This window comes from Ruegeria sp. AF8, from assembly GCF_056541825.1.
Window position 1 is genome coordinate 1,021,765 of record NZ_JBQFYW010000001.1, and the last position, 16,624, is coordinate 1,038,388.

The window sequence follows — 16,624 nt, forward strand, 5'->3', positions numbered from 1 at the left end:
TCAGCTGTCTGCTGCATCCTCGTCACCCTGATCCGCGATCCAGGCGACACTCACGACTTCTTCACCCCTGCCGGTGTTGAACACTTTTACACCGCCCGCCGAGCGTGAGCGGAAAGAAATACCGTCAACCGGGACACGGATCGATTGACCTCTGGATGTGGCCAGCATGATCTGGTCGTCGATTTCGACCGGGAAGGATGCGACCAGTTCGCCGCCGCGCATCGCTTTGTCCATCGCCGCGACACCCATGCCTCCACGACCGCGCACCGGATAGTCGTGCGACGAACTCAGCTTGCCCGAACCGCCCGCCGAAATGGTCAGGATCAGGTTTTCGGCCGCCGACATTTCGGCGTAACGCTCCTGGCTGATCGAGGTCATGGCGTCGCCTTCCTCGTCCGATGCCTCGGCATCGTCGGCCAGCCCTGCCACGGCGCGGCGCATCTTGAGATAGGCCGCACGCTCGTCCGAAGTCGCCTCGAAATGGCGGATCACAGACATCGAGACCACGCGGTCATTCCCCGACAACCGGATGCCGCGCACGCCGGTTGATTTGCGGCCCTTGAAGACCCGGACATCGGTGGTCTGGAAACGGATCGCACGACCCGAATTCGTCACCAGCATTACGTCGTCAGCTTCCGAGCAGATGCGGGCGTTCACAAGTTCCACACCTTCCGGCAGATCCATGGCGATCTTGCCGTTCCGCTTAACGTTGGTGAAATCGCTCAGCGCGTTGCGGCGCACATCACCGGCGCTGGTGGCAAAGACGATCTGCAGGTTCTCCCATTCCTCATCCGGAACATCCACCGGCATGATCGCCGCGATTGAGACACCCGTAGGGATCGGCAGAATATTGACGATGGCCTTGCCCTTGCCTGTGCGCCCCGATTGCGGCAAGCGCCAGGTCTTGAGCTTGTAGACCATGCCGTCCGTGGTGAAGAACAGAAGCTGGGTATGCGTGTTCGCCACGAAGAGGGTGGTGACTACGTCCTCTTCCTTGGTCTGCATTCCCGAAAGACCCTTGCCACCACGTTTTTGCGCGCGGAAATCGGCCAGCGGCGTGCGTTTGATGTAGCCGCCCGAGGTGACGGTCACCACCATGTCTTCGCGCTCGATCAGGTCCTCGTCTTCCATGTCGCCTGACCAGTCGACGATTTCGGTGCGGCGCGGTACGGCAAAATTCTCGCGCACTTCGCGCAGTTCGTCGGCGATAATAGACATGATCCGCTCGCGCGAGCCGAGAATTTCAAGGTATTCCTTGATCTTGCGCGCCAGTTCCTCCAACTCGTCGGTGACTTCCTTGACACCCAGTTGGGTCAGGCGCTGCAGGCGCAGTTCGAGGATCGCGCGGGCCTGGGTTTCGGACAGATTGTAAGTGCCGTCCTCGTTCATCGTGTGAGTCGGGTCGTCAATCAGTTGAATGTAGCCCGCGATATCCGCCGCCGGCCAGCGACGGGTCATCAGTTTCTGACGCGCTTCGGCCGCGTCTGCCGAACTGCGGATTGTTGCGACCACCTCGTCCACATTGGAAACGGCCACGGCCAGACCGCACAGGATGTGGCTGCGTTCGCGCGCCTTGCGCAGGTCATAGGCGGTGCGGCGGGCGACGACATCTTCGCGGAAGTCGATGAAGCAGGTCAGGAACCGGCGCAGGGTCAACTGCTCGGGGCGGCCGCCATTCAGCGCCAGCATGTTGCAGCCAAAAGACGTCTGCATGGGCGAGAAACGAAAGAGCTGGTTCAAGACCACCTCTGGCGTCGCATCGCGCTTCAGTTCGACCACGACACGCACGCCGTCTCGGTCGGATTCGTCCTGCACATGGGCGACGCCTTCGATCCGTTTTTCACGCACGGCCTCTGCGATCTTTTCGATCATCGCGGCTTTATTTACCTGATAGGGGATCTCATCGACGATAATGGCATAGCGATCCTTGCGCAGTTCCTCCACCCGCGTTTTCGCACGGATGATGACGCTGCCGCGGCCCTCAAGATACGCCTTGCGCGCGCCCGAGCGGCCCAGCATCACGCCGCCTGTCGGAAAGTCGGGGCCAGGGACGTATTCGATCAGTTGTTCCGAGGTCAGGTCCGGGTCTTCTATCAGGGCCAGCGTCGCATCGACGACTTCACCCAGATTGTGTGGTGGGATGTTTGTCGCCATACCGACGGCGATACCACCGGCGCCATTGACCAGCATATTGGGATATTTCGCTGGCAGAACGGTAGGTTCGCGCTCTTTCCCGTCGTAGTTATCCTGGAAGTCTACTGTGTCTTTGTCCAGATCATCAAGCAGCGCCGTTGCGGACTTGGCCAGCCGCGATTCGGTGTAACGCATGGCCGCCGGGTTGTCGCCGTCCATTGAGCCGAAATTGCCCTGCCCATCAATCAGCATCAGCGACATCGAGAAATCCTGTGCCATACGCACCAGCGCGTCGTAGATCGCGCTGTCGCCATGCGGGTGGTACGACCCCATGACATCGCCCACGGATTTTGCCGATTTGCGATAGGGCTTGTCATGAGTGTAACCGCCTTCACGCATCGCATAGAGGATACGCCGGTGCACCGGTTTCAGGCCGTCGCGCAGATCGGGGATCGCGCGGCTGACGATGACCGACATGGCATAGTCCAGATAGGACGTGCGCATCTCGGATTCGATGGAGATCGTCGGGCCGTCATACGCCGGGCGCCGAGGCGGGGTTTCGTCGGTGTTTTCAGGGGTTTCTGGCGTATCGCTCACGTAAACTGCCCGTTCTTTGTGCAGGGTCTATATCTTGTGGATGCATCTTATCAGAATGCGCATATAAGGTGCAAGCAAACAGCGGCTGTTCCCGTTTTTTCATGTTCACGAAACAGTAACACATTGTTTTCGTGCGTGTTTGCCGAAAATCGTGCTATCCTAGAGTGACCGAGGTAGAAACCGGAGGTCCGTATGGAAAAAAGCGAAACCGAATTGATGCTCAAAGGCTATGGCCTGACGACGGCAGAGATATTTTATCACATGCCCGATTATATCCACGTTCTGAACACCTTTATTTGGCAGGACTACGACCTCGCGCCCGATCATCCGAAGCTATTTGGATTCATCGAGTTTTGGCAGCGCGAGATCGAAGGCCCATTGCATTCCGTCCGCTTTACCCACCGAAAAATGCTTTCGTCGGGAGAATGGCGGAATATCGTCGGAGAGTACAGATTGAACTGACGCCTTGGGCGTTATTGCAATCGTCTGGCCTGAACCTTGCAGGTGGACGTGCCGACAGTTGTAAAGCTATTGCCATCGGGTGCAAGACGCCCGGAAAAGACATTTGTTTTGCCGGGAAAGTAGCTTTTCCCACTGATGTCCTGACCCGACAGGTACACTTCCGCAGTTCCTGACTGTCCAAGAGAATCCGATATCTGGCCGCGAAAGAAATTCGGCCCGGCTTGTGCATAGCGCACGGAACCAGTGACTTTGAGGAACGCCGCGCAGGTGGCCGAAAACGACCATGCCCCGGCAAGCGATGGTCCGGTCGAGCTGCGCTCGGGAACCGGGGCTTCTATGCAAACCGGTCCAGATTTGCCTTGCAGCTCCACCAGAGCTTTCTCGCTGCCCAGATCGCCGGAGCTCAAAGAAGATTTGCTGGCAGTCAGATAAGCCCGAAAACCGGCACTAGTCTTGCGCCCTGCCACGCCGTCCGGTCGCCCGGCGGAGCAACCCAGCCTGTTGAGTTCGGTTTGAGTTTGCCGGATCAGATTTTGGGCTTCGTCCGCCGTGGCAGGCTTGGTTGCGCGCGGCTCCGCAGAACCACGATCTTGCAGCGTCTCCCGCAGCTTCAGGGCAATCTGAAAGGCGTAGTCCTCCGATCGATCGGAGTATCGGTCCAGGAAAGTGTCATAGGCCTGAATCGTACCGATCGTACGTGCCAGCGCCAGATCCGCGTGAATGTTGTCGCCGTCGTCGGGTAAGGTTTGAGCGATGGGTTGTGTTTCGGAAGTGGCGGCGAAATAGAACTCTCCGATCAACTCGTCGTAATATGCCGGTACCTGAGTGTGTTGGACGGTGCGTGCAAGGTCGCGCACCCTGACCCGGAGGTCCGACATCAATGTTCGAAGTTCCAACCCCGGCTCAGACAAAAGCGGCAGCAGAGCCCTCGTGAAAACGGAGTTTTCCGCAGCGTCCTCGTCATCAAGCCGGTCCAGCGCCAGTTGTCCCGCGCCTGCGGAAAAGATGACGAACGTTCCCTGTGGCGCGGTAATCCGTCCTAACCCCCTGGTTTTGCCAATGCTTCGACCCGTAGTTGTTTCGAAAGGATTGTTGCGGCAGGCATCTATGATCGCGATGGAGGTGCGTGCCCCGGTGGCCCGAATGCGATCCAGCAGGTCCGACAGGGCGATCGATTCGGACCTAACAAAATCGCTTTCGCCGGTTGCAGGCGCGACGATGTCGGTCGGAAGCAAATAGTTTTCGCCATCAATCTCGACCCCATGCCCGGCAAAGAACACCAGCGCCACGTCCCCTGGCTGCAGTCGCGACGTGAATTCCGAGATTTCACGGTTCATGCCACGCCGCCCTGCATCGGTGGCCACCTGAATATCGAACCCCAGAACGTTGAGTGCCGCAGAAAAGGACAGCGCGTCAGCAACGGCCTTGTCGAGTTTCTCGACCTCCTGATAATCGTCATTCCCGATGATCAGGGCGCGGCGTTCCTGCGCCCAGACAGGACTGACGAAAACCACCAGCGTGAATGTCAGTAACCAACGCATGAATTTCCTCTGAACATTTGTCCGCCGAAATTTCCGTTTTCAGTTTTTTGCATTGCCGGAAGAATGCCAATCTGTGAGGGTTTTGGCCATTGTCGGGACGTTGCCGGTCGAAATCCAAGGAAAATTTCATGTTCAGAGCTTTTTTGTCGTCCGTATGTTTGGCCGCGTTCTTCACCCCGGCTGTGGCAGACGGACTTTTGGACAAGATCAAAAAGGGCGCGGAAAACACCGCGGATGCTGTGGGGCAGGGGGCGCAAAAGGTTGGCGAATCTCTGGAACACGGGGCGGATAAGGTTGGTGAAACGGTCGATTCAACCGCCGAGCTTGTCACCAACGAAGCCACGCCCGAGGAGACCCGCGAGAAACTGGACGCGATGGCCGACGGGATTCTGGCGCGGCTTTTAAGTGAAAATGAAGACGCGGCCCGACTGTATGAAGTCAGCGCGGGATATGCGGCTTTCGACACCCGGAAGATCACGGTTTTTCCGGTTTCCGCAGGCTATGGCCGTGGGGTTGCCGTTTTCAAGCCGGATGATCAGCGCACCTATATGAACATGGGCACCGGGGGGGTCGGGGCCGCAATGGGAATTGGCGGTTTCAAGACCGAGTTCGTTATCTTGTTCGAGACCCAGGCGGATTTCGACAAGTTCGTAACAGACGGCTACGACGCCACAGCCGAGACCGGGGCGATGTTCGGCGACGGCAACACGCAGGAAACAGCCCGGTTCGTCGATGGCAGGACGTTTTTCGTGCTCAGCAAGAATGGATGGCGGGTCGCGGCCAGCGCTTCCGGCACGAAGTATTGGAAATCGCCCGAGCTGAATTGAGTGTCACGCCGAACAGCTGGCCCCGCCAAGCACGCAGAACTTGGCGCAATGGGGATGGTTCAACTGAACGTCAGATTCAGCCTCTTCCAGCGAAGAACCCAACTCGAACTCGGCCGAATAGGGCAACAGGGTACAGGCCAGAACTACCGGCTTTGAGGCGCCTTTGCGCTTGACCACCATGCGAGAGCTTGCGCACATCACGTCAGTCGGCGACTTGTTCAGAATGCCCCAGCAGGCCGTCGTGATTTCGGGCACTTCTACGGATTCGTCCATTTCGGGAAACAGAACCGTCTGACTGGGGTCGTTGGCGTCGATGTCAAACCCGTTTTGTTTGTAAAAGGCTGCATAGCCCGCTCGGCTTTTGGCATCGGTCTCGCCCCAGACGGTGCGACCGGCGACGGTCATCCGGAACCCGTTGTCGCGCAGCCATTTCATGCCTTCACGTGTTTTTGCAAAGCTGCCCGCGCCGCGTTCGGTGTCGTGCAGTTCCGCGCGGGGGTGATCGACCGATATGCGCAAGGTCAGCAGATTGCCATAGTTACGGTTGAGGTTCATCAACCCCTCAAGGATCTTTGGACGCATCATCGGCTGCATGGCGTTGGTCAGAATCAGAACTTCGTATCCCCGCTCCAACGCTGCGCGGGCCATGGAGATCAGTTCAGGGTTCATGAAAGGCTCGCCGCCCGTGAAGCCGATTTCCCGGACCGGCCAGTTCCGTTCCTCGATCTGATCGAGATACGGGCGCATGTCTGCGGCGGTGATATAGATCAAGGCGTCGTTGGTTGGGCTGCTGTCAATATAACAATTGACGCATTCGATATTGCACAGGGTTCCGGTGTTAAACCACAAAGTCTGCGGATTGTTCAGGCTGACAGAGGCGCGGATTTGGCCGTCGGCTGTCACGTATTTGTCCTGAAACTTGCTCAGATTGGCACTTTGAGAGGCGTGGTCTTTCATACTTACATCCGGATTTTGAACCTGTTTGATCGTTCTATCCTGACGGGTGATGAAAGTTAAAGTAGAGCATAAGGTACTGACAGAGTTTTGATTTAGCGAGATGACAGAAATGATTGCGCCAACATTAGACAGAGAGCCGGATCGGCGTTAAGGACAGATCATGGTTTCACGCGTCATTCCTGTTGATCCTTTCGACCTCGTCATTTTCGGCGGCACCGGCGACCTTGCCCGGCGCAAGATTTTGCCGGCACTGTTTCAGCGTTACTGTGCGGGGCAGTGGCCAACGGATGTATTGTTGCTGGGCGCTGCACGCAGCGATCATGACGACGCGAGCTATCGCGCATTGGTCGCAGGATATTTGAAGGACCATGCCGCGGACCGCGCAAAGGATGAACAAGCCTTGCAGGCTTTCCTGGCGCGCGTCGGATATGTGCGAATCGAGGCGCAAGGCTCTGTAGGATGGCGGGATCTTGCCCAGCGGCTTTCACCGGACAGAGCGCGCGCGTTCTATTTCTCAGTCGGGCCGCGCCTGTTCGGTTCTCTGGCCGAGCGGATCGAAGCGCACGGCATGGCCACCGACCGGACCCGGATCGTCGTGGAAAAGCCTTTCGGACATGATCTCGCAAGTGCCAGGGAACTGAACAGGACGCTGGCCGGGCATTTCCACGAAAGACAGATTTACCGGATCGACCATTATCTGGGAAAGGAAACCGTTCAGAACCTGATGGCGGTGCGGTTCGGCAATATGCTGTTTGAACCTTTGTGGAACAGCCAATATGTGGATCACATCCAGATCACGGTCGCCGAAACAGTCGGCGTTGACGGGCGCGAGGGCTATTATGATCGCGCCGGCGCGATGCGGGACATGATGCAGAACCACCTGATGCAGCTCTTGTGCCTGATTGCGATGGAGCCGCCTGCCAAGTTTGATCCGGACGCGGTGCGGGATGAAAAGCTCAAAGTGATCCGCGCACTTGACCCGGTGCTGCCGCACCACATCGTGCGGGGGCAGTTCGTGGCCGCGCAGGGGCAGGCCGGATATCGCGATGTGGTGGGCAATCCGCGCTCCACGACGGAAAGCTATGTCGCCTTGCGCACCCATATCAGTAACTGGCGTTGGGCGGGCACGCCTTTCTATCTGCGTACGGGGAAACGGCTGGTCGCCCGGTCTTCGGTCATCAATGTGATGTTCAAGGATGCGCCCCATTCGATTTTCGGTGAAGAGGCCGGGCGGCACGCCAATGTGCTGTCGATCCGGTTGCAGCCGAACGAGGGCATAACGCTGAAAGTGACGATCAAGGAGCCGGGGCAGGGTGGTATGCGCCTTGTCGATGTTCCGCTGGACATGAGTTTCGCCGAAGCGCTGGGACCGGAAAACCAGGATCCACCCGACGCTTACGAAAGGTTGATCATGGATGTGGTGCGTGGCAACCAGACGTTGTTCATGCGTGGTGACGAGGTCGAGGCCGCATGGGCATGGACCGACCCGGTCATCGCGGGGTGGGAGGCGCGGAACGACGTGCCAAAACCCTATGAGTGTGGCAGTATTGGCCCGGGCGACGCCGAACTGCTGATGAAACGCGACGGTCGCCGTTGGCAAGGGATAAAACCATGAAAGTTCAGGAATACGCGGATCGCGATCTGTTGGCCATGGACGTCGCAAACATGCTGGCCGGAGAGCTTGAGGCAGTGTTGTTTCACGAGGAAACCGCTTCATTTGCCGTGCCCGGGGGAACAACTCCGGGGCCGATTTTCGACAGCCTGTGCGCTGCGGATATCGAATGGGACAGGGTGCACGTTCTGCCCACCGACGAACGCTGCGTACCCGAGGATCACGACCGCTCGAATGCCCGCCTGATCAAGGAGCGTCTGATGGTCAACCGCGCCGCTTCCGCCCGGTTCCTGCCATTGTTCGCGCACGGATCAACTCCCGAGGATTCCCTGCCGGAAGTCGAAGCCATGCTTGCCCCGGAACTGCCGCTGTCGGTTCTTGTTCTGGGGATGGGCGAGGACATGCACACGGCGTCTCTTTTTCCGGGAATGCCGGGGTTGATGAGTGCACTGGCCGACGATGCGCCGATACTGGCGGTCGCGCGTCCGGAATCTCAGCCCGAAGTGAGGATCACGCTGACCGGGCCGGTGCTGGATGGCGCGCTGTCCAAGCATCTGATCATTTATGGCCCGGAAAAACGCGACGCTTTCGAGCGCGCGATGTCTCTGCCGCCCGAAGACGCGCCGATCGCGGCGGTTTTGCGCGGTATGTCGGTGCATTGGGCGGAATGAGTATTTTGATGTTCGAAGACCTTAAGGCTTTGGCGGCCAGGGCGCGAAGCCGGAACATTCTGGAACTGTTCAGGGCCGATCCGAACCGGGCCGAAAGGTTTTCCGCCTCGACGGGCGATCTTTTGCTCGACTTTTCCAAGACGCAGATCGACGAGCAGGCCCGCGACAGCCTTTTGGCGCTTTGTGACAAGGTCGATCTGGCAAAGCGCCGCGAGGCGATGTTTTCCGGGGCAAGGATCAACGAAACCGAAAACCGTGCCGTTCTGCATACCGCGCTGCGCAATCTCGACGGTGGCCCGGTCGAGGTGGATGGCGAAGATGTCATGCCCGGTGTTCTGGATGGTTTGCAGCGCATGCGCCTTTTTGCCGAGAAGATTCGTGGCGGTGCGTCACAGGGGGCAGGGGGCAGCTATACAGATGTCGTGAATATCGGCATCGGTGGTTCGGATCTGGGGCCGGTCATGGCGACCCATGCTCTGTCTCCGTATCACGACGGGCCAAGGTTGCATTTCGTGTCGAATGTGGACGGCGCACATATCGCGGACACTCTGCGCCCGCTGAACCCGGCGCGCACATTGGTGATCGTGGCGTCGAAAACCTTCACCACCGTCGAAACCATGACCAATGCCCGCACCGCACGGGCCTGGATGAAAGACGGGGGCGGCGACCCGACACGACAATTTGCCGCCGTGTCCACGGCTGCGGACCTGACCGAGGCATTCGGCATCCCGTCCGAGCATGTATTCGGTTTTGCGGATTGGGTCGGTGGGCGCTATTCGATTTGGGGGCCGATCGGTCTGCCGGTGATGATCGCGGTCGGGTCACAAGCGTTCGACGCTTTTCTGCGCGGTGGTCAGGCAATGGACCTGCATTTCCGATCAGCCGCATGGGGTGAGAACATGCCGGTCATGCTGGCGTTGACCGGGATCTGGCACCGGCAGGTTCTGAACTATCCCAGCCGTGCGGTTCTGCCCTATGATCAACGGCTTTTGCGCCTTCCGGCCTATCTGCAGCAACTGGAGATGGAATCGAACGGAAAATCCGTCGAGATGGACGGAACCGCCTTGCGATACCCGTCCGGGCCGGTTGTCTGGGGCGAGCCCGGAACGAACGGCCAGCACGCGTTTTTTCAGCTGATCCATCAGGGCACGGATGTGGTCCCCTGCGAATTCATGGTCGCAGCCGAAGGTCACGAACCGGAGTTGGCCCATCACCACCGATTGCTGCTTGCAAACTGTCTTGCACAGTCCGAAGCCTTGATGCGCGGCCGCTCGTTGGACGAGGCACGTGCGCGTATGGCGGAAAAGGGCCTGTCCGGGGCAGAACTGGAACGCCAGGCGCGACATCGCGTTTTTCCCGGAAACCGCCCTTCGACAACCTTGATGTATCCCAAACTGACACCGTACACCTTGGGTCAGATCATCGCCCTTTATGAACATCGCGTGTTTGTCGAAGGCGCCATTCTGGGCATCAACTCTTTCGACCAATGGGGCGTCGAGCTTGGCAAGGAACTGGCGACGGCTCTGGGGCCTGTTGTCGATGGTGAAGTGAGTGTCGAGGGCATCAATGGCTCGACATCGGCTTTGGCCGCTTATGCGCTTCGATATCGGGATTAAACCCAGGCGGCCTTTCCGGTTCCGGAGTCCGGTTCTAAATTGTTGCCTTTGCGGGAATTGATTGGCAGGGTTTCCCGGAGGAGAGTTTGCGGCGCAGCGTAACCTGTCCGGGTCGTGAGAAAGGTGTGCCGGGCAAGGCGCAGATCAACAACGCCATTCCTAAGGGGAGGATTTTGCATGCTTGGTCAAATGATGGCGCAGCCGCTGCTGATCTCTTCCCTGATCGAGCACGCCGAACGCTATCACGGGAAAACCGAAATCTGGTCAGTGGAAACCACAGGCGGCGTGACACAGACAAGCTGGGGCGGGATTGCCGCAAATGCCCGCCGCTTGGGTTCTGCTCTGACGAAGCTTGGGCTGGAACCGCAGGACAGGGTCGCCACCATCGCCTGGAACAACCGCCGTCATCTGGAGATTTACTTTGCCTCATCGGGCGCCGGATTTGTCTGTCATACGATCAATCCGCGGCTGTTTCCCGAACAGCTTGCCTATATCATCAATCATGCCCAGGACCGCGTGGTCCTGTTCGATGTGACCTTTGTTCCCCTCGTCGCGGCGCTGCGCCGAAAGCTGACCGAAGTGCGCCATTTCGTGTTGATGGGTCCGCGCGACAAGGCGGCTGCCGATCAGATTCCGGGGCTTTTGTTCTATGACGAGGTCATTGAAACCGGAACCACCGAATTCGAGTGGCCGGATTTTGATGAAAACACAGCCTCAAGCCTTTGTTATACATCGGGCACCACGGGGCACCCGAAGGGGGTACTGTATACGCACCGGTCGACCGTTTTGCACAGCATTGCGTCCAATACTCGGGATGTGATCGGGTATTCGGCGATGGACACGGTGCTGCCTGTGGTGCCGATGTTTCATGTCAACGCCTGGGGGTCGCCCTATGCCTGTGCGATGTCCGGCTCGCGGATGGTGCTGCCGGGGCCGAACCTGACGGGTGAGGCGCTTGTCGAACTGATCGACACATATGGCGTGACGACTTCGCTGGGTGTTCCGACGATCTGGCAGGGACTGCTGGCCGCCGCAACAAAATCCGACAGCAAGCTGGAAAGCCTGCAACGAACGGTCATCGGTGGATCGGCCTGTCCGCCATCGATGATCGAGACGTTCCGCGACCAATATGGCGTCGATACTATTCACGCGTGGGGCATGACGGAAATGAGCCCACTGGGAAGTACGAACGTTCCGCTTGCCAGGCACCAGGACCTGCCGATTGAAGAACAACACCGGTTGCGCGAAAGCCAGGGGCGTCCGCCGTTCGGGATCGAATTGAAAATCGTTGATGATGACGGAAATGACCTGCCGAATGACGGGGTGACACAGGGTGATCTTTTGGTGCGCGGGCATTGGGTGCTGAACAGCTATTTTCATATGGAAGATCAGTATTTGCTGCAGGATGGCTGGTTTGCCACCGGCGATGTCGCGACACTCGATCCCGATGGCTACATGACCATCCGCGACCGGTCCAAGGACATTATAAAGTCGGGGGGCGAGTGGATTAGTTCGGTCGAGCTGGAAAATATCGCGGTTGCCCATCCGAAACTCGCCACCGCCGCAGTTGTCGGGGTGAAACACCCCAAATGGGACGAACGGCCGCTTTTGGTTGCGGTGAAGGCGGATGGCGAAGACCCGTCCGAGCAGGAACTTCTGGCCTTTTTCGACGGCAAGATCGCCAGTTGGCAAATTCCGGACAAGGCGGTGTTTGTCGACGCGCTGCCGCTGAATGCCACAGGCAAGGTTCTGAAGCGGAAATTGCGTGACGAATTTGCCGATGTTTTGTTGCGGTAGAAAACTTGCGTCATGCGGTTGCTGTCCGGCACATGACCAGTTGGAGCGGTGTAGATGGAAACAGAGGGAAAAACGGCAGTCGTAACAGGAGCCGGAAGCGGCATCGGTCGCAGTCTTGCGCGGGCTCTGTCAAAATCAGGTATGAACCTTGTTCTTGTTGGACACCACGGACCTGCACTCGATGACACTGCGTCCAGTCTTACTGGTAGATCCATTTGTGTTACCGCGGATGTTTCAAAGCTGGAGGATGTTCAGCGTGTAGCAGACGAGACGATACACACGTTTGGCGCTGTTCATTTACTTTGCAACAATGCCGGTGTTGGTCCGTTCGCATCTGTGCAAGAAACGACGATGGCGGAATGGGAGTGGATTCTATCCGTCAATTTATGGGGCGTAATTCATGGGGTGCACGTTTTCCTGCCATTGTTCGAGGCTCAGAACGATGGCCACATTTTCGCAACTGCGTCTGAGTCGGGGTTGTATGGCGTGCCGTTTCTGGCGGCGTACAACACATCAAAGTTTGCCGTTGTCGGCTTGATGCAGTCTCTTGAAAGAGATTTGCGGGCTTCTGGTTCGAATGTCACTGCGTCGGTTCTCTGTCCCGGTGCGACACACACTCATATTGTGGACGGAGAACGCCCGGAATACGCGCACAGGTTGGCTCCGGTTTCGGAGAAAACCAGTGCATTCGGGGAAATGGTGGCTGAAGCAGTTGAGGTCGGTATGGACCCTGACGCAGTGGCCGAATGTGTTCTGGATGGAATGAGACGGAAACACTTCTGGCATTTTTCACATGATCACGTCCCACAAACCGCTTTGAAGCAAGCCCAGGCCATGGTGAGCGGTCGTCAATTGGGCGAGCTGTAGAATGAGTGTGAATAGGCATCAAAACACGAGCTGCACGCCGGCAGGTTTTCGGCCTTACGATTCCAGCTTGGGAATTGACGGCAGCACGCTGAAAATTAGAGATAAAATACCAAAGTTAGTTGGAGCGGGTGAAGGGAATCGAACCCTCGTCGTTAGCTTGGGAAGCTACTGCTCTACCATTGAGCTACACCCGCATATCGAACTTGTATCCCGCACCATACTCGTGAACAAGTGCATGTTGCCCCACATGTGCCGATTTCCGCGAAATATCCAAGCTCGCTCCAGAAATCTTGGGGACGCATTTGATCATCTTGCCTAGTGATCGCTTTTGCTCTGCGCAAGCAAGGTGTCGTCCATGGTCCCGTCTTGAAGCTTTGTGTTGAACGGAAAAGGCCGTGCAAACCCGCAGTTTCTCAACACGTGATAAGAAACCTGCTTTGCGCCCTCACCGGATCACAAAAACGGATTGCTGTGCATGGCGGGCAACCCGGGCAGAGTTGGGGCCGATCAGGTAGTCCTGCAGTTCCGGTCGATGCGCGCCCACGAAAATCGCGTCGGCGCCGACCTCATTGGCGGTTCTGATGATCTGGTCATAGATCGTGCCATGCGAGATGTGCAAGCGCGCATCGATATCCGCAGGGATCGTGCCCTTGGCCCAGGACTCCAGTTCGGCTTTTGCCTGATTGGCCATCTTTTGCGAATGGTCCGGCCCAAGCATCGCGCCCACGATGGCCATGCCGCTATCGGGGACGACATTCAGAACATGCAGCGTCGCCCCCTCGGCCCGAGCCATATTGACCGCCGCTTCGGCGCTCCGGATTGCGCCCTGCGGGTCGCTTACATCGACGGCTACCAATAAGGTCTTGAACATGGCGCTTCTCCCTCAGAACGCGGGCTGTGTGGCGCGGGGCCGCTGGATCATCACGATACCCGCAAGCAACAGTAGGGCGGGAATAAAGAAGATCTCTTTCGGCATCCGATCATTTTCGACTTCCGCCCTCACCAGATGCACCGGAGTGTCGCCGTAAAAATCATAATCGATGCTGAGTGACCCAAAGGGCCCGCCGAACGGTTCTTCCAGCAACAAAGCGTCATCGGCCTGGGTAAAAGTCAGTCCCTGAGCCGACAACGCGGCTTCAGCGTCACCTGCGACCGCGGGGATCACAATCGTCGTCGGACGCACCTCGGCATCGTCGAAATCCGGACCGGCAATCGTAATGCGAATGTCCTTGCCTTCGCTTGCGCCGGACATCAGAGTGATCGCCGCAGGCCCTTCGGCGCTGGCATAGCGTTCGCTGACCTGATCCAGGAAGAAGCCGGGCCGGAACAGCAGGAATGCGATGAACAGCAATACCGCGCTTTCCCATTTCCTCGACTTGGCCACGAAATATCCCTGAGTGGCGGCAGCAAAGAGCAACATGGCCAGAAGGGCAACGAAAAACACCAGCACCGCCTTGGCGAGGCCCACGTCAATCAGTAACAGATCGGTGTTGAAGATGAAGAGGAACGGCAAAAGCGCGGTGCGGATGTCATAGGCAAAGCCCTGGATGCCCGTCTTGATCGGATCACCGCGCGATATGGCCGCCGCCGCATAAGCCGCCAGCCCCACAGGGGGCGTATCATCCGCAAGGATGCCGAAATAGAACACAAACATATGCACCGCGATCAGCGGCACGATCAAGCCCGACTGAGCACCAACCGTAACGATGACCGGGGCCATCAGTGACGAGACCACAATGTAGTTGGCCGTGGTCGGAAGCCCCATACCAAGGATCAGCGACAGAACCGCGACCAGCACCAGCAGTATCATCAGATTGCCGCCCGAGATGACCTCGATCACCTGGCCGATGACCTGGTGCGCCCCGGTCAGAGAGATTGTGCCGACGATGATGCCGGCCGCACCGGTCGCGACACCGATCCCGATCATGTTGCGTGCGCCAAGGATCAGGCCCTGAACAAAGTCCTGCCATCCGTGAAATGTTTCACTTGAAAAGTCGTGCCCCCGGAAAAACGCTTTGATCGGGCGATGGGTCACGGCGATGATGATCATGAAAACCGTGGCCCAGAAGGCTGAAAGGGCCGGTGAAAGCCGGTCGAGGTTTTCGGTGCGCACCATGAGGTTCCAGATCAGGATGAAGATCGGCAGAGCAAAATAGGCGCCGCCAACCAACGTGGGTGTAAGGCGTGGCGCGGCGGGAACGGGCGCGTTCGGGTCGTCTATCTCGATATCCGGGTAACGGGACGAGACATACAACAGGGCCAGATACAGAACGCCAACAATGGCCACGGCGCCATAGACGCTGTCCGTCATGATCGGATCCAGCAGGGCACGGACCCCGATCATGATAAACGTGCAGATGCCCAGGAAGATGAAACCTGACAGAAACAGGATCAGGATCATCAGAACATTGATCTTACGGCCTTCTTTCTTGAGCCCCTCAAGCCCCATCTTCAGACTTTCGAGATGCACGATATAAAGCAGCGCGATATAGCTGATGACCGCAGGCAGAAAGGCGTGCTTGACCACGTCGATATAGGGAATGTTGACATATTCCACCATCAGAAAGGCCGCAGCCCCCATCACAGGCGGTGTCAGCTGGCCGTTGGTGGAAGAGGCGACCTCGACCGCGCCGGCCTTTTCGGCGGGAAAGCCGATCCGTTTCATCAGTGGAATGGTGAATGTGCCGGTGGTCACCGTGTTGGCGATCGAGGAACCCGAGATCATGCCTGTCATCATCGAAGACAGAACCGACGCCTTGGCAGGCCCGCCCCTGAGCGCACCCAGCATGGCGATGGCGACCTTGATAAACCAGTTGCCGCCACCGGCGCGGTCAAGGATCGCACCGAACAGGACAAACAGGAAAATCATCGCGGTGGAAACGCCAAGCGCCACGCCGAATACACCCTCGGTCTGCATCCAGTAATGCCCAAGGGCCTTGGACAGCGAGGCGCCTCCATAGTTGGTGATATTGCGGGCCCATTCCGAGTACCCGCCGAAAAAGGCAAACAGAATGAAACAGCTCGCGATCACGACCAGCGGCAATCCGAGCGAACGATAGACGGCCACCATCAGGACAATCATGCCTGTGGCCGATACCGCCACGTCTGTCGGGGTCCAAAGGCCAGGCCGGTCGGCGATCTGGAACCGGAAGACCACCAGATAAAGACAGGCTCCGACACCAAGAATCAACAAGATCCAGTCATAAACAGGTATGCGGTCTCGGGGCGACGATTTGAAAAGCGGAAATGCCAGCGTCGCCAGCATGATGGCAAAGGCCAGGTGTACAAAGCGCGCCTGTGCCACGATGTTGGCAAAGATCGAAGCACCGGTCGCCTGAGCGACGATCCCTGGCAGTTTCGATGCGATGTAAAGCTGAAAGAGCGACCAGACGATGCAGGTTCCGATGATCAGTTGTCCCTGCCAGCCGGCCGGGTTTCTGGCCCCGGTGTCGGCCTCGGCCACCATATCGTCGGCGCTGCGTTCGGGTTGCGTCTGGTCAGTCATGTCGTCCCCCTGTCCACGGCAGTTTGCCAAATGGGCATG

12 protein-coding genes and 1 tRNA gene are annotated in these 16,624 nt (G+C 58.0%); 7 read left to right on the forward strand and 6 right to left on the reverse strand.

Features of this window, described 5'->3' with window-relative positions; genetic code table 11:
- Complete coding sequence (gene gyrA, locus ACR0AO_RS05195; RefSeq protein ID WP_480600674.1) at nucleotides 1–2,730, reverse strand: DNA gyrase subunit A; 2,730 nt, start codon at nucleotides 2,728–2,730, stop codon at nucleotides 1–3.
- A gap of 192 nt (nucleotides 2,731–2,922) precedes the next feature.
- On the opposite strand from gyrA, the gene ACR0AO_RS05200 reads away from it, so the two are divergent.
- Complete coding sequence (locus ACR0AO_RS05200) at nucleotides 2,923–3,192, forward strand: usg protein (RefSeq protein ID WP_480600676.1); 270 nt, start codon at nucleotides 2,923–2,925, stop codon at nucleotides 3,190–3,192.
- Nucleotides 3,193–3,203: 11 nt separating this feature from the next.
- On the opposite strand, the gene ACR0AO_RS05205 is transcribed toward ACR0AO_RS05200, so the two are convergent.
- Nucleotides 3,204–4,733, reverse strand: coding sequence for a caspase family protein (locus tag ACR0AO_RS05205; RefSeq protein WP_480600678.1), 1,530 nt, complete (start codon nucleotides 4,731–4,733; stop codon nucleotides 3,204–3,206).
- A 128-nt stretch (nucleotides 4,734–4,861) separates the two neighbouring features.
- Here ACR0AO_RS05205 and ACR0AO_RS05210 point away from each other — a divergent pair, with 128 nt between their 5' ends.
- Nucleotides 4,862–5,560 (forward strand): lipid-binding SYLF domain-containing protein, encoded by a 699-nt coding sequence (locus ACR0AO_RS05210; RefSeq protein ID WP_480600681.1) that lies wholly within the window; start codon nucleotides 4,862–4,864, stop codon nucleotides 5,558–5,560.
- Between the two features lie 3 nt (nucleotides 5,561–5,563).
- On the opposite strand, the gene ACR0AO_RS05215 is transcribed toward ACR0AO_RS05210, so the two are convergent.
- Nucleotides 5,564–6,517 (reverse strand): radical SAM protein, encoded by a 954-nt coding sequence (locus tag ACR0AO_RS05215; protein WP_480600683.1) that lies wholly within the window; start codon nucleotides 6,515–6,517, stop codon nucleotides 5,564–5,566.
- A gap of 160 nt (nucleotides 6,518–6,677) precedes the next feature.
- Here ACR0AO_RS05215 and zwf point away from each other — a divergent pair, with 160 nt between their 5' ends.
- The 5 genes from zwf to ACR0AO_RS05240 all read left to right on the forward strand — a co-directional run bounded on the left by zwf (nucleotide 6,678) and on the right by ACR0AO_RS05240 (nucleotide 13,080).
- The gene (gene zwf / locus ACR0AO_RS05220; RefSeq protein WP_480600687.1) at nucleotides 6,678–8,132 is read left to right on the forward strand and encodes a glucose-6-phosphate dehydrogenase; all 1,455 of its coding nucleotides are present in this window, start codon (nucleotides 6,678–6,680) and stop codon (nucleotides 8,130–8,132) included.
- Nucleotides 8,129–8,800, forward strand: coding sequence for a 6-phosphogluconolactonase (gene pgl / locus ACR0AO_RS05225; RefSeq protein WP_480600689.1), 672 nt, complete (start codon nucleotides 8,129–8,131; stop codon nucleotides 8,798–8,800). Before zwf ends, pgl begins: the two co-directional genes overlap by 4 nt.
- 8 nt (nucleotides 8,801–8,808) lie before the next feature.
- The gene (gene pgi / locus ACR0AO_RS05230; protein WP_480600691.1) at nucleotides 8,809–10,416 is read left to right on the forward strand and encodes a glucose-6-phosphate isomerase; all 1,608 of its coding nucleotides are present in this window, start codon (nucleotides 8,809–8,811) and stop codon (nucleotides 10,414–10,416) included.
- A gap of 177 nt (nucleotides 10,417–10,593) precedes the next feature.
- Nucleotides 10,594–12,213, forward strand: a complete 1,620-nt coding sequence (locus tag ACR0AO_RS05235) for a long-chain-fatty-acid--CoA ligase (RefSeq protein ID WP_480600693.1) — start codon at nucleotides 10,594–10,596, stop codon at nucleotides 12,211–12,213.
- A gap of 54 nt (nucleotides 12,214–12,267) precedes the next feature.
- Complete coding sequence (locus ACR0AO_RS05240) at nucleotides 12,268–13,080, forward strand: SDR family NAD(P)-dependent oxidoreductase (RefSeq protein ID WP_480600695.1); 813 nt, start codon at nucleotides 12,268–12,270, stop codon at nucleotides 13,078–13,080.
- A gap of 120 nt (nucleotides 13,081–13,200) precedes the next feature.
- On the opposite strand, the gene ACR0AO_RS05245 is transcribed toward ACR0AO_RS05240, so the two are convergent.
- The 3 genes from ACR0AO_RS05245 to ACR0AO_RS05255 form a co-directional block, all read right to left on the reverse strand.
- A tRNA-Gly gene (locus ACR0AO_RS05245) sits at nucleotides 13,201–13,274 on the reverse strand.
- Nucleotides 13,275–13,525: 251 nt separating this feature from the next.
- Entirely contained in the window at nucleotides 13,526–13,951 is a 426-nt protein-coding gene (locus ACR0AO_RS05250; RefSeq protein ID WP_480600697.1) for a universal stress protein, read from the reverse strand.
- A gap of 12 nt (nucleotides 13,952–13,963) precedes the next feature.
- Nucleotides 13,964–16,585 (reverse strand): TRAP transporter permease, encoded by a 2,622-nt coding sequence (locus ACR0AO_RS05255; RefSeq protein WP_480600700.1) that lies wholly within the window; start codon nucleotides 16,583–16,585, stop codon nucleotides 13,964–13,966.
- Nucleotides 16,586–16,624 lie beyond the last annotated feature (39 nt).